Annotated in this window: 10 protein-coding genes; 3 read left to right on the top strand and 7 right to left on the bottom strand. The window is 67.8% G+C overall.

Annotated elements, in window-relative coordinates; genetic code table 11:
• Positions 1-9: 9 nt before the first annotated feature.
• On the bottom strand, positions 10-1,038 hold the full coding sequence (adhP, locus tag ACIPR8_RS10665) for an alcohol dehydrogenase AdhP (RefSeq protein ID WP_192287179.1): 1,029 nt from the start codon (positions 1,036-1,038) through the stop codon (positions 10-12).
• A gap of 103 nt (positions 1,039-1,141) precedes the next feature.
• Positions 1,142-2,671: an aldehyde dehydrogenase gene (gene adh, locus ACIPR8_RS10660; RefSeq protein ID WP_446541004.1), complete on the bottom strand. Its 1,530-nt coding sequence runs from the start codon at positions 2,669-2,671 to the stop codon at positions 1,142-1,144.
• 243 nt (positions 2,672-2,914) lie between these two features.
• Between adh and ACIPR8_RS10655 the strand changes: the two genes are divergently transcribed.
• Positions 2,915-4,771 (top strand): sigma-54-dependent Fis family transcriptional regulator, encoded by a 1,857-nt coding sequence (locus tag ACIPR8_RS10655; RefSeq protein ID WP_446541003.1) that lies wholly within the window; start codon positions 2,915-2,917, stop codon positions 4,769-4,771.
• Positions 4,772-4,930: 159 nt separating this feature from the next.
• Here ACIPR8_RS10655 and eda read toward each other — a convergent pair whose 3' ends face one another.
• Both eda and ACIPR8_RS10645 read right to left on the bottom strand, forming a co-directional pair.
• Positions 4,931-5,569, bottom strand: coding sequence for a bifunctional 4-hydroxy-2-oxoglutarate aldolase/2-dehydro-3-deoxy-phosphogluconate aldolase (gene eda, locus ACIPR8_RS10650; protein ID WP_446541002.1), 639 nt, complete (start codon positions 5,567-5,569; stop codon positions 4,931-4,933).
• Positions 5,556-6,578, bottom strand: a complete 1,023-nt coding sequence (locus ACIPR8_RS10645) for a sugar kinase (protein ID WP_446541001.1) — start codon at positions 6,576-6,578, stop codon at positions 5,556-5,558. The genes eda and ACIPR8_RS10645 overlap by 14 nt, the downstream gene beginning before the upstream one ends.
• A 274-nt stretch (positions 6,579-6,852) precedes the next feature.
• Between ACIPR8_RS10645 and ACIPR8_RS10640 the strand changes: the two genes are divergently transcribed.
• Together ACIPR8_RS10640 and ACIPR8_RS10635 are read left to right on the top strand one after the other, a co-directional pair.
• Positions 6,853-9,603 carry a TonB-dependent receptor gene (locus ACIPR8_RS10640; protein WP_446541000.1) on the top strand — a complete coding sequence of 917 codons (2,751 nt, stop codon included), beginning with the start codon at positions 6,853-6,855 and terminating at the stop codon, positions 9,601-9,603.
• Between the two features lie 139 nt (positions 9,604-9,742).
• Complete coding sequence (locus ACIPR8_RS10635; RefSeq protein WP_446540999.1) at positions 9,743-13,549, top strand: LamG-like jellyroll fold domain-containing protein; 3,807 nt, start codon at positions 9,743-9,745, stop codon at positions 13,547-13,549.
• Positions 13,550-13,738: 189 nt separating this feature from the next.
• On the opposite strand, the gene ACIPR8_RS10630 is transcribed toward ACIPR8_RS10635, so the two are convergent.
• The 3 genes from ACIPR8_RS10630 to gltB form a co-directional block, all read right to left on the bottom strand.
• Positions 13,739-14,614, bottom strand: coding sequence for a methylglyoxal synthase (locus ACIPR8_RS10630; RefSeq protein WP_132864034.1), 876 nt, complete (start codon positions 14,612-14,614; stop codon positions 13,739-13,741).
• Positions 14,615-14,678: 64 nt separating this feature from the next.
• Entirely contained in the window at positions 14,679-16,124 is a 1,446-nt protein-coding gene (locus ACIPR8_RS10625; RefSeq protein WP_446540998.1) for an FAD-dependent oxidoreductase, read from the bottom strand.
• A gap of 133 nt (positions 16,125-16,257) precedes the next feature.
• Positions 16,258-20,712 carry a glutamate synthase large subunit gene (gene gltB / locus ACIPR8_RS10620; RefSeq protein ID WP_446540997.1) on the bottom strand — a complete coding sequence of 1,485 codons (4,455 nt, stop codon included), beginning with the start codon at positions 20,710-20,712 and terminating at the stop codon, positions 16,258-16,260.
• Positions 20,713-20,718 lie beyond the last annotated feature (6 nt).

Raw genomic sequence — 20,718 nt, 5'->3', positions numbered from 1 at the left:
GGCAATGCATCAGGCGCTGAAATCCAGCACCACGCGGCCTTCGATGGCACCGGCGTGCATGCGCGCGAACACGTCGTTGATGTTCTCCAGCGTGTCGGTGCTCACCGTCGCGGCGACCTTGCCGTCGGCGGCGAACTGCAGCGATTCCTGCAGGTCCAGGCGGGTGCCGACGATGGAGCCGCGCACGGTCACGCCGTTGAGCACCATGCCGAAGATGTTGAGCGGGAAATCGCCCGGCGGCAGGCCGTTGAGCGATACCGTGCCGCCACGCCGCACCATGCCCAGCGCCTGCTCGAAGGCCTTCGGCGAGACCGCCGTCACCAGCGCACCATGGGCACCGCCGATCTCCTTCTTCAGGAACGCCGCCGGGTCGGTGGTACGGGCATTGACGGTGACGGTGGCGCCCAGGCGCTTGGCCAGGGTCAGCTTGGCCTCGTCCACGTCCACCGCGGCCACGTTCAGGCCCATCGCCTTGGCGTACTGCACCGCCATGTGGCCCAACCCGCCGACCCCGGAAATCACCACCCAGTCGCCGGGCTTGGTGTCGGTCATCTTCAGGCCCTTGTACACGGTGACACCCGCGCACAGCACCGGGGCGATCTCGACGAAGCCGACGTTGGCCGGCAGGTGGCCGACATAGCCGGCGTTGGCCAGCGCGTACTCGGCGAAGCCACCGTTGACCGAGTAGCCGGTGTTCTGCTGGCTCTCGCACAGGGTTTCCCAGCCGCCCAGGCAGTGCTCGCAGTAGCCACAGGCCGAGTACAGCCACGGCACGCCGACGCGGTCGCCTTCCTTCACGTGGGTGACGCCGGCACCCACCGCCACCACGTGGCCAACGCCTTCATGGCCGGGGATGAAGGGCGGGTTGGGCTTGACCGGCCAGTCGCCTTCGGCGGCGTGCAGGTCGGTGTGGCAGACGCCACAGGCTTCGATCTTGACCAGAATGTCACCGGCGGCCGGGCGCGGCACCGGTACTTCCTCGATGGTCAGCGGCTTGCCGAATTCACGAACCACCGCAGCTTTCATCGTCTTGTCCATCGTCGATCTCCTTACTGGGGGATAGCCCTACTCTGACGCCGGCCCATGTCCGGCGCATTGATCGTGATCACGCCCGGCACGTTGGCGTGCCGGGCATGTGGGGTCAGAAGAAGCCCAGCTTCTTCGGTGAATAGCTGACCAGCAGGTTCTTGGTCTGCTGATAGTGGTCGAGCATCATCTTGTGGTTCTCGCGGCCGATGCCCGACTGCTTGTAGCCTCCGAACGCGGCATGCGCCGGATAGGCGTGGTAGCAGTTGGTCCACACCCGCCCGGCCTGGATGGCGCGGCCCATCCGGTACAGGCGCGAGGCGTCGCGGCTCCACAGCCCGGCACCCAGGCCGTAGGCGGTGTCGTTGGCGATCTGCAGGGCTTCTTCCTCGGTCCTGAAGGTGGTCACCGAGACCACCGGCCCGAAGATCTCCTCCTGGAAGATGCGCATGTCGTTGCGGCCCTTGAATACGGTCGGCCTGACGTAGAAGCCGTCTTCCAGGTCGCCGTGCAGCGTGTTGCGCTCGCCGCCGATCAGCACCTGCGCGCCCTCGGCCTTGCCGATCTCGATGTAGGACAGGATCTTGTCCAGCTGCTCCTTCGAGGCCTGCGCGCCGACCATGGTGTTGGGGTCCAGCGGGTTGCCCTGGACGATCGCCGCCACGCGCGCCAAGGCGCGCTCCATGAACGCCTCGTAGATCGACTCCTGGATCAGCGCACGCGACGGGCAGGTGCACACCTCGCCCTGGTTGAAGGCGAACATCACGAAGCCTTCCACCGCCTTGTCCAGGAAATCATCGTCCTCGGCCATCACGTCGGCGAAGAAGATGTTGGGCGACTTGCCGCCCAGCTCCAGCGTCACCGGGATCAGGTTCTGGCTGGCGTACTGCATGATCAGCCGGCCGGTGCCGGTTTCACCGGTGAAAGCGATCTTGGCGATGCGCGGGCTGCTGGCCAGCGGCTTGCCCGCTTCCAGACCAAAGCCATTGACGATGTTGAGCACGCCCGGCGGCAGCAGGTCGCCGATCACTTCCATCAGCACCAGGATCGAGGCCGGGGTCTGTTCGGCCGGCTTGAGCACCACGCAGTTGCCGGCGGCCAGCGCCGGGGCCAGCTTCCAGGCGGCCATCAGCAGCGGGAAGTTCCACGGGATGATCTGCCCGACCACGCCGAGCGGCTCGTGGAAGTGGTAGGCCACGGTGTCCTCATCCAGCTGCGACAGGCTGCCTTCCTGCGCGCGCAGGGCACCGGCGAAGTAGCGGAAGTGGTCGGCCATCAGCGGCACGTCGGCGTTGAGCGTCTCGCGGATCGGCTTGCCGTTGTCCCAGGTCTCGGCGTGGGCGATCAGCTCCAGGTTCTGCTCGATGCGGTCGGCGATGCGGTTGAGCAGGTTGGCGCGCTCGGTGCTGGAGGTCTTGCCCCAGGCATCCCTGGCGGCATGCGCGGCATCCAGTGCCAGCTCGACGTCCTCGGCATTGGAGCGCGCCACCTGGGTGAACGGCTTTCCGGTGACCGGGGTGATGTTGTCGAAGTACTGGCCGCTGCGCGGCGCCGCCCATTGGCCGCCGATGTAGTTGCCATAGCGGGGCTTGAACAGCGACTGCGGGTCGGTGGCCATGGGCTTGGTGGACAGGACTGCGTTCATGCGTGCATCTCCGGGATCAGCAATGGGATGGACCGCGCGCGGCGGTGGTCCCTGCAAGGCGCAAGAGCGATGCCAACTTCGCCGTGCTGCGTTGCCGCACGCGGCAAATGCCGCCGGGACGGCGCCGCGGGGCGTCCGGTGTTGCGCTGCATCAGCCCCGGACGTTGCAGTGGCCGCGGCGCTGTGCTGTTAATCGGAACAGGCAAACGGACACCTGTCGCAATCTGCGACACAGGAGTTTCCATGGCACAGCTACCGCAACACCGCGTGGGCAACGCCCGGCGTTCGTTCTTCGAGCGGGGCACCCTGCCCGTCGGCACCGTGCCCGATGCCATCCTGCAATCGTGGCGACGTTGTCAGCGCAGCGGCCTGGCGGTCGATGCGCAGCCGCAGCTGGAACCGCTGCCCGGTGCCAATCTGCGTGAACTGCGCGAGCGCCACGAGCGCCTGTGGCACCTGGCGCGGGCCGAGCTCGATGGCCTGGCTGCGCATGCCGCCAGCACCGACAGCATCGTACTGCTCACCGACGAATCCGGTTGGATCCTCAATGCCGAGGGCAATGCCGGCTTCCTGGACAGGGCCGGCCGCGTCGCGTTGATGCCCGGCGTGTGCTGGAGCGAAGCGGCGGTGGGCACCAATGCCATCGGCACCGCTATCGTCGAAGGGCGGGCCATCGAGGTGCGCGGCGGCGAGCACTTCTTCGCGCCGCACGGCATCCTCAGCTGCGCGGCCACGCCCATCCATGACCCGCATGGGCAATTGGTCGGCGTGCTGGATTTCACCGGACCGGCCAGCGTGCAGCAGATGCATGCGCTGGGCCTGGCGCGGTTGGCGGCCAATCGCATCGAGCACCGCTTCTTCGAGAACGGCATGGACAGCTGCGAGCTGCTGCGCCTGCACCACGACCGCGCGCTGCTGGGGACCGCCGGTGAAGGGGTGCTCGGTTTCCGCAATGGACGGTTGGTGGCGGCCAATGGCGTGGGCTTGCGCCTGTTCGGGCTGGAGCGTGGTGACATCGGCCGCGCCTCGTATGAGGCATTGTTCGATGCACCGCTGTCGCGCATGCGCGATGACGGCATGCTGCAGGACCGTAGTGGCCGCATCCTGCACGGCCAACTGGAGGCGTCGGCGGCGCGCGTGGCGCGTACGCAGGCGGTATCCGTGCCGGTGCCGCAGGCGCGCCCCGCCCTGCCCTTGCCGGCGGCCGGCACGGTATTCAGTGCGGCGCAGGAACAGCAGCTGGGGCGCGCCGGCCGTGTGCTGGAGGCCGGTCTGCCGGTGTTGCTGCAAGGCGAGACCGGCACCGGCAAGGAGGTTGCGGCGCGCGCGCTGCATGCGCGTGGCAGCCGTGCCGGCAAGCCGTTCGTCGCGGTGAACTGCGCGGCGCTGCCGGAAGGATTGATCGAGGCCGAGCTGTTCGGCTACGAGGAAGGCGCCTTCACCGGCGCGCGTCGCCAGGGCAGCCCGGGCCTGCTGCGCCAGGCACAGGGCGGCGTGTTGTTCCTGGACGAGATCGGCGACATGCCACTGGCCCTGCAGCCACGCCTGCTGCGGGTGCTGCAGGACCGCGAACTGTCACCGCTGGGGGGTGGCAAGCCGGTCAAGCTGGATTTCATGCTGGTCTGCGCAACGCATTGCGATCTGCAGCAGGCGATGGATGAAGGTCGTTTCCGTTCGGATCTGTACTACCGCATTGCCGACCACGTGATGCGCTTGCCGGCGTTGCGCGAGGAAGCGGACCGTACCGCGCTGGTGCAGGCGCTGTGGGCGCCGTTGGCGCAGCAGCGCACGTTGTCGGACCAGGCCCTGCAGAAGCTGGCGGCCTACCACTGGCCGGGCAACCTGCGGCAGCTGGTGGCCTGCCTGCGCACGCTGGTGGCGTTGAGCGAGCCGACCGCGGTGATCGCGGCGGAGGGCTTGCCGGAATATCTGCTTGTGGCGTCCCCACCTGCCGTCGTCCCGGCCGGCGACGGCAGCCTGCAGGAGATGACGCTGGAGGTGATGCGCCAGGCGCTGGCGGCGTGCGATGGCAATGTCAGCCAGGCGGCGAAGCGGCTGGGGGTGAATCGCAGTACGTTGTATCGGCGGTTGAAGCTTTAGGAGCCAGACCCCTCCCCAACCCTCCCCTTGGCTGCGCCAAAGGGAGGGAGCAAAAGCGGCAATCGCTGCTATCTGAAAGACCTCGCATAACCGCCCCCTCCCTTTGGCGCAGCCAAGGGGAGGGTTGGGGAGGGGTAAGCGCCCTGCCCCGTCTTCCAATCAACCCGGCAACACCGACGCCTGTCGCGCCAACTGCTCGATGCCGGCCCAATCACGTGCCTGCAGCAGCTCGCGGGTGGTCAGCCAGCTGCCGCCCACGCACAGCACGTTGGGCAGGTGCAGGAACTGCGCGGCGGTCTGCGCGCTGATGCCGCCGGTCGGGCAGAAGCGCACGTCGCTGAACGGGCCGTTCCAGGCCGAGAGCATGGCCGCACCACCGGCCTGCACCGCCGGGAAGAACTTGAACGTATCCAGGCCCTGCTCCAGCCCGCGCATCAGTTCCGAGGAGGTGGCCACGCCCGGCAGCAACGGCAGGTCGGTGTCGCGCGCGGCGGCATACAGCCGGTCGGTGGCGCCCGGCGATACCGCGAAGCGCCCGCCAACCGCCTTGACCTGTTCCATCTGCGCCGCGGTCAGCACCGTGCCGGCGCCCACCACCGCATCGGGTACCGCCTCGACCATCGCCTTGATCGCGTCCAGCGCGATGGACGTGCGCAACGTCACCTCGATCACCGGCAGCCCGCCACGGAACAGGGCATGCGCCACCTGCACCGCATCGTCCACGTTCTCCGGGGTGAACACCGGGATCACCGGGGCCAGTTTGAGCACTGCGCGTACGCGCGGATCAGCGCCGGACATCGAATTTTCCTTCGCCCATCAGGGCCATCACGTCGGCCACGCCGACCGGGTTGAAATCACCGGGGATCGAGTGCTTCAGGCAACCGGCCGCCAGGCCGAAGCGAAGGGTGGTGTCGGCGTCCAGGCCCTCGATCAACCCGTGCAGCACGCCGGCAGCGAACGCGTCGCCACCGCCGATGCGGTCAATGATATCGGTCAGCTCCTCGACCGGTGCGAGCGCGCGCGTGCCATCACGGCCGAGCAGCATCGCGCCGATCGAATGGTGGCCTACGCTGTGCGCGGTGCGCTGCGTGCAGGCCATGTACTGCAGGCGCGGGAAGGCGGCGAAGGCCATCGCCGCGGCCGCGTCCACGCGCGCCTGCGCGTCGGCCTGCGCGAACTCGCCGCCCAGCACCACGCCGATGTCACGGTAGTCGGCGAACACGATGTGCGCGCAGTCGAACAGGTCGCGCAGGATCGCCTTGGCGTCCCCGCCCCAACGTTCCCACAGCTTGGGTCGGAAGTTGCCGTCGAAGGAGACCTTGATGCCCAGTGCGCAGGCTGCGCGCGCGGCATCCAGCGTGGCCTGCGCCGCTTCCGGCCCCAGTGCCGGGCTCACCCCGGACAGGTGCAGCCACTGCGCGCCCTGCAGCAGCGCCGGCCAGTCGTAGCTGTCGGCGCGCGCGCTGGCGAAGGCCGAATCGGCGCGGTCGTACACCACTTCACTGGGACGGTGGCCGGCACCGGTGGTCAGGAAGTACAGGCCCATGCGGCCTTCGGCGCGGCGCACGCGGCCGGTGTCCACGCCGTGGCGGCGCAGCTCACCGGTGACCGCGGCACCGAGCGGGTTGTCGGCGACCACGCTGACCATGGCCACGTCATGGCCGAAGTGGGCCAGCGACACGCCGACATTGGCTTCGGCGCCACCGCAGTGCACCTCCAGCAAAGGGCTTTGCAGCAGCAGCTGGTGGCCGGGGGCGCCCAGCCGCAGCAGCAGCTCACCGAAACAGACAACGCGGGGGGAATTCATCGGGACTCCTGCTCATCGTCGAACCGGCGCGCATCATGGCACGGGAAATTGACTATCGGTGTCATTTCGCCGCTTCTGTCCTCCTGTCCCGTCGCCGCAATGGGCGGGAATGTCCTTGGGACAAGGTATTGCAAGGGTCTTGCGGCCTGTTGCAGTGCAAGATGCCCCACCTTCACGCAGCTGCTACTTTCCGTTTTGACTAGCGGTGTCATCCGCGCTCAGCAGTACATAACGATCAGCCGATTCGCATGTAGACCTTGGAGAGGGGAAGCACATGGATCCACGTAACGCATCAAAAAAGACACCGGTTACCTTGCTCGCGCTGGGCATCGGCCTGGCCCTGCAGGCCGGCACCGCCGCCGCCCAGGACGCGGGTACCGCGGCGACCGAACTGGATGCGGTGACCGTCACCGGCTACCGCGCCAGCGTCGAGAAGGCCCTGGACATCAAGCGCGGCGAAACCGGCATGGTCGATGCCATCGTCGCCGAGGACATCGGCAAGTTCCCGGACAGCAACCTGGCCGAATCGCTGCAGCGCATCCCCGGCGTGGTGATCACCCGTGACGGCGGCGAAGGCCGCAACATCTCGGTGCGCGGCCTGGGCCCGGACTTCACCCGCGTGCGCATCAACGGCCTGGAAGCGCTGAGCACGGTCGGGAGCAGCGATGGCCAGGGCGGCACCAACCGCGGCCGCGGCTTCGACTTCAACGTGTTCGCCTCGGACCTGTTCTCGCAGCTGATCGCGCGCAAGACCGCCTCGGCCGACGTGGAAGAGGGCTCGCTGGGCGCCACTGTCGACCTGCGCACCGCGCGTCCGTTCGACTACGACGGCCTGACCATCGTCGGCAACGTGCAGGCCGGCTACAACGATGCCTCGCAGTCGGCGATGCCGCGCTTCGCCGGCCTGATTTCCAACAACTGGGCCGACGGCAAGTTCGGCGCGTTGTTGTCGGTGGCGTATTCCGAGCGCGAGACGGTGGAAGAGGGCACCGGCACCGTGCGTTGGGCCGGTGGCAATACCAACGGTGGCTTCAACCCGGCCTCCGCGTTCAAGGATGCACTGCGTGCGGACGTATACTCGCCGCGCTTCCCGCGCTACACGCTGATGGAGCATGACCAGAAACGCCTGGGCGTGACCGGCGCGCTGCAGTTCAAGCCCAGTGACCGCACCACTTTCAGCCTGGATGCGCTGTACTCCAAGATCGACGCCAAGCGCGACGAGAAGTACATCGAAGCCAATGGCCTGAGCAAGTCCAGTGCCGATGGCAAGAAGGAAATCCTGGTCAACGACGGCGAAGTGCGCAACGGCGCGCTGGTCTACGCGCAGATGGACAACGTCGACATCCGCGCCGAGAACCGCCACGACGAGTGGAGCACCGAGTTCTACCAGGTCAGCCTGGACGGCGAGCACCGCCTGAGCGACAACTTCACGATCACCGGCAAGGTCGGCACCTCGCGTTCCAAGCACGAGAACCCGATCCAGGCCACGATCATGATGGACAAGCTCAACGTCCAGGGCTACAGCTACGACTACCGTGGCAACGCCAACAAGCCGGTGTTCAACTACGGCGTGGACCCGACCGATCCGAATGGCTGGACGCTGTCCACGGTCCGCCTGCGCCAGAACTACGTGACCAACGAGTTCAACAACGGCCAGTTGGAGTTCGCCTGGAACCTGGGTCCGTCGTTCACGCTGGAAGGCGGCTTGCAGGCCAAGAACTACAGCTTCTCCTCGCTGGAGCGCCGCCGCCAGGCCGCCGAGACGCAGGTGCCGACCTTCGACAATGGCACCCGCATCGTGCCGCCGGACATGACCGAGCAGGCCAGCCTGCAGGGCATGAGCGGCTCGCCGGGCAAGTGGGTTGTCCCCAACTTCAGCGCGATCGTCGACAAGTTCGGCATCCTCAGCAACCAGGGCAGCTACCTGGTCACCGACTATGCGCCCAGCCATCGCGGTGTGGACGAGCAGGACCGCAGCGGTTGGCTGATGGGCAAGTTCTCCACGGAGATCGGCGCGATCCCGGTGTCGGGTAACGTCGGCGCGCGCTACGTGAAGACCAAGCAGCTCTCGTACGGCATTGGTACCAGCACCGCGACGCCGGTGATGATCACCGCCAAGCGCGAGTACAACGATTTCCTGCCCTCGATCAACCTGGTAGCCGAGATCACCCCGGACTTCCTGGTCCGCTTCGGCGCGGCCAAGGTGATGTCGCGTCCGGGCCTGGGCAGCCTGACCCCCGGCGTCACGGTCAACGTCAGCGGCAGCGCCAAGGCAGTCAGTGCCGGCAACCCGGACCTGGAACCGGTGCGCGCCAAGACCGTGGACCTGGGCTTCGAGTGGTACTTCAACGAAGGCGCGATGCTCGGCGTCGGTCTGTTCTACAAGGACATCAACAGCTTCATCCAGGCGACCAAGGAAAGCCGCATCTACGCCGATAGCGGCCTGCCGGCGAGCCTGCTGGAGGGCACCGGGGCCACGGTCAACGACGAGTTCGTGTTCACCGTGCCGGTCAACACGCCCGGTGGCGACCTGACCGGCGTGGAGGTCAACTACACCCAGCCGTTCTCGTTCCTGCCGGGCAAGTGGGCCAACTTCGGCACGCAGTTGAACTACACCTACGTCGAATCGAAGGTGCAGTACGTGGCCAGTTCCGGCGCGCTGGCGCAGAAGACCGACCTCACCGGCCTGTCCAAGAATGCGTGGAACGCGACGCTGTTCTATGACGGCGCCAGTTGGTCGGCGCGCGTCTCGGCCACCAACCGCGACGACTATCTGATCCAGGTGCCGGGTACCGAGAAGGGCTTCGACAGCGATGGCCGTGGCGTGCATGGCCAGCGTGGCACCACCTTCCTCGATGCCTCGATCCGCTACCGCATCAGCGACCAGCTGGAGATCAGCCTGGAAGGCGCCAACCTGACCAACGAGGCACAGGAGTCGTGGGTGTCCAACCCGTCGGTGTCGCTGCCGCTGGAATACAGCGAGACCGGGCGCCAGTACACGCTGGGCCTGCGCTACAAGTTCTGATGCTGAAAACCCGTCCCGGTGCAAGGCCGGGGCGGGGCAATGATGGTGCGACGCAGGATGTGAAGACGCGTTGGCGTCGCTAACTTGGCCCCCCGCATGCGGAACCGTTCCGCCGCTGCATGCTTCCAAGAGACGCCCGATGTCCCCACGCTCCATTGTTTCCGCACTGCCCCCGTTGCTCCTGGCTTCCGCGCTGCTGGCTGCTCTCCCGGCGGCAGCGCGGGCTTCTTCGCCGGGCATGCTGTTCCGCGTATCGGCCGACAACGGTTTCGTCTCCGACAGCGCCCAGGGCGACCCGGTACCGAACTTCCAGGACAAGGTGAGCCTGGTCGATGACGGCGCGCACGGACGCGCCATCCAATGGCAGGACGACGGCGTGCTGTCCTGGAACGCGCCGGGCAACATCCAGGCCGCGCGCGGCACCTTGTCGTTCTTCTGGCGCGCACGCTACGCAGTGGGTGAGGCGCCGTTCGTGATCTTCCGCGTCGGCTACGCCGACCACAGCAGCTGGGACATGGCCTGGCTGCGCATCGACTGGAACGGGCAGGGCTTCGATGCCTTCGTCACCGACGCCAACCTGGCGCGTACCCGCGTCTCGTTCAAGCTCGACCACATCCCCGGTCCCGAGCAGTGGCAGCACATTGCCTTCGGCTGGGACGAGGACCACGGCGTGCGGCTGTTCGTGGACGGCCGCGAAGTGGCGCGCGCCGAAACCACCGGTGACTATGACGCGGCGCTGGACCAGTTCGGCCTGGCCGGGCGGGTGATGGCGCCCTACCAGGTACAGAGTCGCTACAACTTCCTGCGCGGCAGCGACGTCGACGAGATCCGCGTCTACGACCGCCTGCTCGACGCCACTGCCGTCGCTGCATTGGCCCGCAATGCCGAGCCGCGCATCGCCGGGGAGGGGACCGGCTCGCAACGCGCGTGGTGGCACCGCCACGGCTGGGATGGCGCGCCACCGCCGTTGCTGTCCACGCCGGTGACCACGGTCCGCAAGATCGAGTTCGCTGACGTCAAGGACAAGCAGCAGTGGATGTGGAAGGGCACCGACGGCATCGCCGAGACGACCTGGCCCGGCGTCTACAACCGCTCGCGCCTGCCCGGGCGCAATGACTACTTCCAGCTGCCGGACTGGAACACCTACGTCGAAGGCGGGCAGCGGCTGGACCTGACCGTGCCCGATGGTGAACGCATCAACCGCGTGGAGATCCGCGGCGCGGCGTTCGGCACGCTGGCCGGCACCGCCGGCACCCTGTTCACCCGGCCCAAGGGCGTGGTGCGCAGCGTTGACGGTTTCGCCGAGCAGCGCGGCGGGGTGCTGCACTTCAGCAACGTGGAGCAGGAGACGCCGATCCAGGAACTCTGGGGCTACTACGTCAGTGACGCAGCCGAGCCGGAAGGCACGGTCAAGCAGCGCTACCTGATCGACAGCAGCGTGCTGCCGGACTACACCAACATCGCCACCCTGCGCGACTACATCGACGGCCGCTTCGCCGCTGATGAGCGCAGCACGGTGATGGCGTTGCCCAAAGGGGCGGGCGCACGCAAACGTGGCGCCGACACGTTGCCATCCGCGCCGGCACCGATCGTGCACGTGCTGATCCCCTCCGGGGTGGGCGATGCGCCGGCGGCGCAGCCGCTGATCCGCAGCTGGGCCTACAGCTGGGAGAACATGCACGACGGCCTGGATGGCGTGGCCATCGACATCCCCGCACTCGACCTGCCGGCCACGCATGACGGCCCGGACGGGAAGGTCATCCCGCTCAACATCCGCATCAAGGACCCGATCTGGCCGGCGCGCGACATGATCGACGTCTCGGTGTCGGTGAAGCCGGGCCAGGCACGCACGCTGTGGCTGGACCTGCGCGACCGCATCCTGACCGCCGACAGCCTGTGGCTGTCGATCGCCTCGGCCGCACCGGGCTTCAACGCCACTTCGCTGGACGGGGCCGAAGTGCGGCTGGTCTTCAAGGACCGCAAGGAGGCGCTCAAGGAGCACGTCGCCGACCGCTTCAACCAGGTCCGCGACAACTGGGGCTTCCTGGTCGAGGAGCACACCACCTCCAAGCGGCAGCGCCTGTACGCGCGCGTCTACGCCGACCTCAGTGACCTGCTGCGGGTGGACCCGGACCATGCGCTCGGCCGCCTGTACTGGAACTACATCAGCTACAACAGCCAGGGCAGGCCACCGTTCACCGCGCCGCAGCCGCCGAAGGGCGTGCCGGCGTGGGCGTTCAACCAGCTCGAGGACCTCAAGCACGTGCGTCGTTTCGTCGACTGGTGGATCGACGAACGGCAGGTGGCGTACGGCGATTTCGGCGGTGGCATCTCCGACGATTCCGACCTGACCCAGCAGTGGCCGGGGCTGGCCCTGATGGGCGTGCAGCCGGACAAGCTCAACGCCTCGCTGACCGCGTTGTCCGACGCGGTGTACCGCAACGGCATGTTCTCCCACGGGCTGAGCACGATCGAGACCGACGAGCTGCATGCCTACGAGGAGGGCATCAACACCAACAGCGCGATGCTGTACCTCAACTGGGGCGACCCGCTCACCGTGGAGCGCCTGATGGAGACGGTGAAGGCCTTCGATGAACGCATCGTCCTGCCCAATCCGCAGGGCCACCTGTTGTTCTCCAGCAACTGGTACGGCGGCAACAAGGTCTACCGCGAGCCGAACTGGCAGTGGCAGAAGCCGTACTCGTTCCCCGCGCTGCACCCGGCGTTCCTGGTCGGCGAGTACAACGCCGACCCGACCGGTCGCAAGCTGGTCACCGGCCTGGCCGACAGCTACCTGGCCCATGCCTACACCGACGACAAGGGACGCTGGGCCTTGCCCAACGAGATCCACTGGGCGACCGGCAAGACCCGCGGCGGCGAGTTGAACCAGGGCTCGGGCAGTGGCGATGTCATGCACTTGTTCTGGGCGGCCTGGCGCTGGAGCGGTGATGACCGCTACCTCAAGGGGCTGGACTACCGCGTGGCGCGTGGCGGCCCGGGCGTGCTGTCCAACCTCGGCGAGAACTACATCGACGTGCTCGGCCGCCAGCAGGACTGGGGCAGGCAACTGCTGGCCGAGGCCGACAAGGGGGCCGGCGGCTTTGCCAACATCACCGCCTGGCAGCTGACCGGCGACATGAAGTACCTGCAGCAACTGCACGCCGATGGCATCCAGGCCAAGGCGCAGCGCGAGTACATGAACACCGAAGGCCACTGGTGGAGTGATCGCGTGGAAGCACCCAGCGAGTTCCTGCAGCGCGTGCGCCTGGGCGGCATCGCGCTCAAGCGCAACCAGAGCTGGCCGGGCCACACGCTGAGCTGGTCGTTCGCGCAGCCCGACGGCGCGGAGCAGGTGGCGCTGGCGGTGCATGCGCCGTCGCGTGAGGCCTTCAAGGTGATTGCCTACAACGTGAGCGCCACGCCGCAGGATGCGACGTTGACCGGCTGGAACATCGCGCCGGGCACCTGGCGGATCCGCAGTGGCGTGGATCGTGACGGGGACGGCGTCATCGATGGCACCGCACAGGTGCGCGAGGTGCTGCTGGAGAAGAGCGTCGGCACCGGGCTGCGCTTCCTGCCGAAGCAGACCCAGGTGTTCGAATTCACCCTGGTCACGCCGGGCGAGCCGGTGGAGACGCGTGCGGACCTGGGCATCGGCCGCGGCGACCTGCGCGTGGAAGGCGGGCGCGTGCTGTTGACCGTGCATAGCCTGGGCCACGTGGCCACGCGTGCCGGGCATGCGCTGCTGGAGGATGCGCGCGGGCGTGAAGTGGCGCGGGCGGCGATTCCGGCACTGGAAGCGCCGCTGGACCTGGTGCCGCGCACCGTGCAGGTGGCGTTGCCGTTGCCGGCAGGTTTCAACCGTAGCGGCGCGCGGGTGCGGGTGATGCAGGACGGGCAGGGTAGCGAAGTGACGCTGCGTAACAACAGTTTGCTGCTGAACTGAGGAGAATCGCGAAGAGCACCCCTCCCCAACCCTCCCCTTGCCGATGGCAAAGGGAGGGGGCAAGAGCAGGCTTCATCGCGAACTGACAGCACTAAGCAGAACCGCCCCTCCCTTTGCCGCAGGCAAGGGGAGGGCTGGGGAGGGGTCGCTTGAAGGGGCTTCAGCGAGAAGCCCGGCCCGTCGGGACGCTCACCCCCGCCAGCGCCGCAGCACCGCGGCCTGGGCCCAACGCGCGGCGATGTTCGGCGCGGTGATGCACACCGCCTCGTCGGTCACGGTGGTTACCGCACGCTCCAGCAACTGGATGTCGGCCTCATGCTGGCGCGCCACGTGCGGGTCCTCGAAGAAGATCGCGCGCTGGCAACGGTGCTCCAGCACGCGGTCGGCGATCTGTGCATCGCCGCCGAGCGGACCGCTCTGGAAACGCTGCACCCATTCCTTCTCGCGCGGCCAGCCGCGGCTCCACGCCATCTCGTTCAAGCGCTGGCCAGTGGTGCCGGTACCCACGCGTTCGGCGAACTGCGAGAGCACGTCGAAGTGCTCGGCGGCGAAGGCCAGCATCTGCGGCTTGCGCGCGTCGTGCGCGATCAACGCCAGGCACTGGTTGCCGAAGTCATTGAGGTCGTCCGCGCCGGGGTCCGGCGCCAGGCCGGCGTGGATGCGCTCCATCTCGATCCAGTCACGCGCGGTGGCCACCGTCGAGATGAACGGCTTGCCGTGGATCACGCACTGGCGCTTGAGCGCGATGGCCTCGGGAAAGATCGAGGACGGGTCCACCGGATCAATGAAGTAGATCGCGCCATCGAGCGTGCGCTCCGGCGAGCCCATGCCGACGACTTCGGCGACCAGCTTCATCAACCCGCCCTCGCGGCCATACGGGTAGCGGTGCAGGGCAGGGTAGTCGGCCAGCGGGCCGGCGCCGACGATGGCGTCATGGGTGCGGCCCACCGCATGCAGCTCCAGGCCCAGTTCGCGGATGCCGCCCTCGCAGGCGCGCAGCCAACGGAACAGCGCCGCGTCGGTGCTTTCATGGTGCAGTCGGTTGGCGGCCAGGCCGATACGCATGACGGGAAACATCCGGAAGGGAGACGCCGCTAGTGTACGGCGTGCTCCGTTACCGCGAAGCGGGTCAGGCCTGCAGCAGCGTGACGATGCTTTCGGCGGCGTCGCGGCCTTCGGCCACCGCGGTCACCACCAGGTCCGCACCGCGTACCGCATCGCCGCCGGCGAACAGCTTGGGGTTGTGGGTCTGGTAGGGCAGGCGGCCGGTACCCCCGGCGATGATGCGGCCATTGCCGGTGGCTTCCACGCCCTGCGAACCCAGCCACTCGGGCAGGGTCGGCGAGAAGCCGAACGCAATGATCACCACGTCCGCTTCCAGCAGCGATTCGCTGCCCTCGATCGGCTCGGCGTTGCGGCGGCCATTGGCATCGGGTGCGCCCAGCTGCGTCTCGACCACGGTCACGCCGATCACTTCGTCGTCGGCACCGGCTTCGATGGCGAGCGGTTGGCGGTTGAACAGGAAGCGCACGCCTTCCTCGCGCGCGTTGGCCACTTCGCGCGCCGAGCCCGGCATGTTGGCCTCGTCGCGGCGGTAGGCACAGGTGACGCGCGCCGCGCCCAGGCGGATCGCGCTGCGCACGCAGTCCATGCCGGTGTCGCCACCGCCGAGCACCACCACGCGCTTGCCGTTGAGGTCGGGCAGGGCGATCTGGTCCTCCCAGCCGGCAATCGGTCGGCCATGCGGATCGTTGCCGCCGACGATGCGGCTGTTCTGCACCAGGAACGGTAGTGCCGGCAGCACGTTCTTCAGGTCCTGGCCGATCAGCCCGCCATCGGTGTAGCGGTATGCACCGGTGCCGAGGAACACCGCGTCGTAGTCGGCCTGCAGTTGATCGACGGTGATGTCGCGGCCGATCTCCACGCCCAGCCGGAATTCCACGCCCATGCCTTCGAGGATCTCGCGGCGGCGGCCGATGACGCTCTTGTCGAGCTTGAAGCTGGGGATGCCGAACTGCAGCAGGCCACCGATCTGCTCATAGCGGTCGAACACCACCGCCTGGATGCCGGCACGCGCCAGGCGGTCGGCACAGGCCAGGCCGGCCGGGCCGGCGCCGACGATGGCCACGCGCTTGCCGGTGGGCTGCACCGCGTGCAGGTCCGGCTTCCAGCCGGTGGCCAGCGCGGTATCGACGATGTACTTCTCCACCGCGCCGATGGTGACCGCGCCGAACTCCTCCAATGTGCAGCTGCCTTCGCACAGGCGGTCCTGCGGGCAGACGCGGCCGCACACTTCGGGCAGCGGATTGGTCGAGTGGCACAGTGTCGCCGCTTCGTGGATGCGGTCTTCCTGCACCAGCTGCAGCCACTGCGGGATGGCGTTGTGCACCGGGCACTTCCAGCTGCAGTACGGGTTGCCGCAGTCCAGGCAACGGCCGGCCTGGTACTGCGCGTCGGCCTTGTCGAACTTGCCGTACAACTCGCCCCAATCGCCGGACGTGCGCAGTTCCACCGGGATGCGCTGCGGCATGGTGCGGGGGAGGTCGAGGAACTGGAAGGCTTGCTTGCGGCTCATGGGAACTCATTGCGTCTGGGAGGCTCCCTTCTCCCGCGTGCGGGAGAAGGTGCCCCGAAAGGGCGGATGAGGGAGGCTTTCAAAGCGCCCTCACCCCGGCCCTCTCCCGTAGACGGGAGAGGGGGACAGTGCATCAGGCAGCGTTGCGCAGCGCGGCGGCCAGCGATTCGATGCTGGCCGCCTTGGGCTTCACCAGCCAGAACTTGCCGACGTAGTCGCGGAACTCGTCCAGGATCTGCTGCGCCCAGATGCTGCCGGTCATCTCGCGATGACGGCCGATCAAGGTGTGCAGGTGCTGGCGGTAGCTTTCGAAGCCCTCGGCCGAGATGCGGTGGATGTCGATCAGCTCGTGGTTGTAGCGGTCCACGAAGTCGCGGTCGATATCCAGCACGTAGGCCAGGCCACCGGTGAAGCCGGCGCCGAAGTTCAGGCCGACCTTGCCGAGCACCGCGACGATGCCGTCGGTCATGTACTCGCAGCAATGGTCACCGGCCCCTTCGATCACCGCCAGTGCGCCGGAGTTGCGCACGCCGAAGCGCTCGCCGGCGCGGCCGGCGGCAAACAGCTCACCACCGGTGGCGCCGTACAAACAGGTGTTGCCGATGATGGCGGTGTTGCGGGCCTCGAAACGCGCACCGCGCGGCGGACGCACCACCAGCCGGCCACCGGCCATGCCCTTGCCGACGTAGTCGTTGGCTTCGCCTTCCACTTCCAGATTCAGGCCATCGACGTTGAACGCACCCAGGCTTTGCCCGGCGGTGCCGCGGAAGCGCAGGTTCAGCGGTGCCTCGGCCATGCCGTGGTTGCCGTGCGCGCGGGCGATGGCGCCGGCCAGGCGCGTGCCCACCGAGCGGTCGGTGTTGTGGATCAGGAAGCGATGCTCGCCGCCGCGCTTGTGCGTGATGGCATCGGCCAGCAGGTCGTCCATCTGCGTGGCCAGGCTGTCCGGTGACTGGTACAGGCGCTGCGCGGCGCAATGCGAACCCTGGTACTGCGCTGGTGCGAGCAGGCGCGACAGGTCGACCTTGACGCCTTCGCGCGGCGAGACCTCCAGCTGTTCCAGCAGGTCGGTGCGGCCGACGATCTCATCCAGCGAACGCGCGCCCAGCAGCGCCAGCCACTCGCGCACTTCCTCGGCCAGCAGCCGGAAGAAGTTCTCCACGCGCTCGGGCAGGCCGGTGAAGTAGCCTTCGCGCAGGCGCTCGTCCTGCGTGGCCACGCCGGTGGCGCAGTTGTTGAGGTGGCAGATGCGCAGGTACTTGCAGCCCAGCACGATCATCGGGCCGGTGCCGAAACCGAAGCTGTCGGCACCGAGCAGCGCGGCCTTGATCACGTCCAGGCCGGTCTTCAGGCCGCCATCGGTCTGCAGGATGGTGCGCCCGCGCAGGTCGTTGCCGATCAATGCCTGGTGCGACTCGGCCAGGCCCAGTTCCCACGGCACGCCGGCATAGCGGATCGAGCTGATCGGCGAGGCACCGGTGCCGCCATCATGGCCGGACACGGTGATCAGGTCGGCGCCGGCCTTGACCACGCCGGCGGCAATCGTGCCGACGCCGGCATGGCTGACCAGCTTCACCGATACCAGCGCATCCGGGTTGACCTGCTTGAGGTCATAGATCAGCTGCGCCAGGTCCTCGATGGAATAGATGTCGTGGTGCGGCGGCGGCGAGATCAGGCCGATGCCCGGCTTGGCGTACCGCAGCCGCGCGATCAGTTCGTTGACCTTGTGGCCGGGCAGCTGGCCGCCTTCGCCGGGCTTGGCGCCCTGGGCGACCTTGATCTGCAGCACTTCGGCGTTGACCAGGTACTCGGCGGTGACGCCGAAGCGGCCCGAGGCCACCTGCTTGATCTTGGAACGCTTCTCGGTGCCGTAGCGCACCGGGTCTTCACCGCCTTCGCCGGAGTTGGAACGGCCACCGAGGCGGTTCATCGCAATGGCCAGCGCCTCATGCGCTTCCGGCGACAACGCACCCAGCGAAATGGCGGCGGTGTCGAAGCGCTTGAACAGCGCCTCGGCCGGTTCCACTTCCTCCAGCGGTACCGGCGTAGCCGCCGGCTTGAGCTGCAACAGATCGCGCAGCGCCGAGGTCGGGCGCGAATGCACCGCGTCCATGTACTTGCGCCAGTCCTCGGCCTTGCCGGTGCGCGCGGCGCGCTGCAGGGTCAGCACCACGTCCGGGTTGTACATGTGGTACTCGCCGCCGTGCACGTACTTGAGCAGGCCGCCCACTTCGGCCGGCGCCAGTTCGTTCCACGCACGCGCGGTGAGTTCACGCGCCTCGGTATCCAGCCGCGCCAGGTTGACGCCGCCGATGCGCGCGGTGGCATCCGGGAAACACAGCTGCACCACGTCCGGGTCCAGCCCGATGATCTCGAACAACTGCGCGCCGCGGTAACTGGCCACGGTGCAGATGCCCATCTTGGAGATGATCTTGCTCAGGCCCTTGTAGATGCCCTTGCGATAACTGCGGCCGATCTGTGAAACCTCACCGCCCTTCTTCAGCTGCAGGATGCCGCGCCGGCCCATGTCGAACAGCGTCTGGTAGGCCAGGTACGGGTACACCGCGGTGGCACCGTAGCCGAGCAGGCAGGCCATGTGGTGCGCGTCGCGCGCGGTGCCGGTCTCCACGATCAGGTTGACGTCGCAGCGCAGGCCCACCTTGGACAGGTGGTGGTGCACCGCGCTGGTGGCCAGCAACGCATGCACCATCGGGCGGTCCGGCACCGGGTAGCGGTCGGACAGCAGCAGCACCACGATGCCGTCGCGCGCGGCCTGCTCGCACTGCGCGCAGATCCGCTCGATGCCGGCCTTGATGCCTTCCTCGACGCTGTAGGACAGGTCGATCAGGCGGTTGCGGTCGACGTACTGCGCCATCTTCACCAGCTGGCGCAGCTTGCGCTGGCTGAGCACCGGCGAGTTCAGGATGACGTGGTTCACCGTCTCCGGGCCGGCATGGAAGATGTTGGTTTCCTTGCCGAGCTGGGTGCTCAACGACATCGCGCAGTCTTCGCGCAGCGGGTCGATGGGCGGGTTGGTGACCTGCGCGAAGGCCTGGCGGAAGTAGTCATACAGCGGCCGGGTGTTGCGGCTGAGCACGGCGATGGGCGTGTCATCACCCATCGAGCCGGTCGCTTCCTGGCCGGTCTCGGCCAACGGGCGCAGCACCTGTTCCACCTCTTCGGAGGTCAGCTGGAACAGCTTGTGGTAGCTGCGCAGGGTCGGCTCGTCGAACGGCTCCTCGGCCAGCGACGGGTCGATCAGCTCGGTCTGCAGGTAGGTCACGCCCTGATGCAGCCACTGCTTGTACGGCGCGCGCGCGCGGTTGATGCGGTCGATCGCGTCCGAGTCGAGCAGGTCACCGCGCTTGAGGTCGATGGCCATCATCTGGCCCGGGCCCAGCTTGCCCTTGCGCACCACGCGCTCGGTGGGCACTTCCCACACGCCGGCTTCGGAGGCGACCAGGAAGTGGCGGTCGGAGGTCAGCATCCAGCGCGCCGGGCGCAGGCCATTGCGGTCCAGCGTGCAGGCGGCATAGCGGCCATCGCAGGCGACGATGCCGGCCGGGCCGTCCCACGGTTCGGTGTTGAGCCCGTAGAACTCGTAGAACGCGGCCAGGTCAGGGTCCTTGAACTCCAGCGACTGGGTCGCCGGCGGCACCAGGATGCGTAGCGCCTGGATCAGCTCCATGCCACCGGCGACCATCAGCTCGAGCATGTTGTCCATGCTCTGCGAGTCCGAGCCGTGCATCGAGATCACCGGGTCGAACTGGGCGATGTCGAACTTCCGGGTCTTCCACACCTTGCTGCGCGCCTGCGCCCAGTGGCGGTTGCCTTCGATGGTGTTGATCTCGCCGTTGTGGGCGAGCATGCGGAACGGGTGCGCCAGCGGCCAGCGCGGCATCGTGTTGGTGGAGAAGCGCTGGTGGAACACCACCACGCTGGCGGCCAGTTCGTGGCGCTGCAGGTCCGGGTAGAAGCTGCTCAGCTTGTCCGGCAGCACCATGCCCTTGTAACTGATGGCATCGGCGCTGAGCGTGGTGACGTAGTAGTCGGCCACCTCGCGCAGCTGCTGCTCGCTGCGGCGGCGCGCCAGGAACAGCGCGAGCGCGAACTGCTCGGCGCCCTGGCTGGCATCGGCGTCGACGAATACCTGCTCGATCTTCGGCAGCGTATCGCGGGCCAGCTCACCGCAGACGCTGGCATCGGTGGGTACCTCGCGCCAGCCGCGCGGGTGGCAGCCGGCGCTGCGCAGCTGGGCATCCAGTTCGTCGCGACAGCGCTGCGCGGCGTCGGCGTCATGCGGCAGGAACACCACCCCGGCGGCGAAGTTCGGGCCGATGCGGATGCCGGCTTCCTCGGCCAACTGGCGCAGGAACACGGTGGGCTTGCGCAGCAGCAGGCCGCAGCCGTCGCCGGTGAGCCCATCGGCGGCCACGCCGCCGCGGTGGGTCATGCGCGAGAGCGCGGCAATGGCGGTGTCGACCAACAGGCGGGACGGCTGGTCATCGAGCTGGGCGACCATGCCGAAACCACAGGCGTCGCGTTCGTCTTGCGGGTCGTAAAGCCCTTGCGGGGTACCGGCGGCCATCTGTGC

Source organism: Stenotrophomonas sp. LARHCG68, assembly GCF_052871705.1.
Note: the sequence above shows the minus strand (reverse complement) of the source record. Positions and strands in the feature narration are given on the sequence as shown.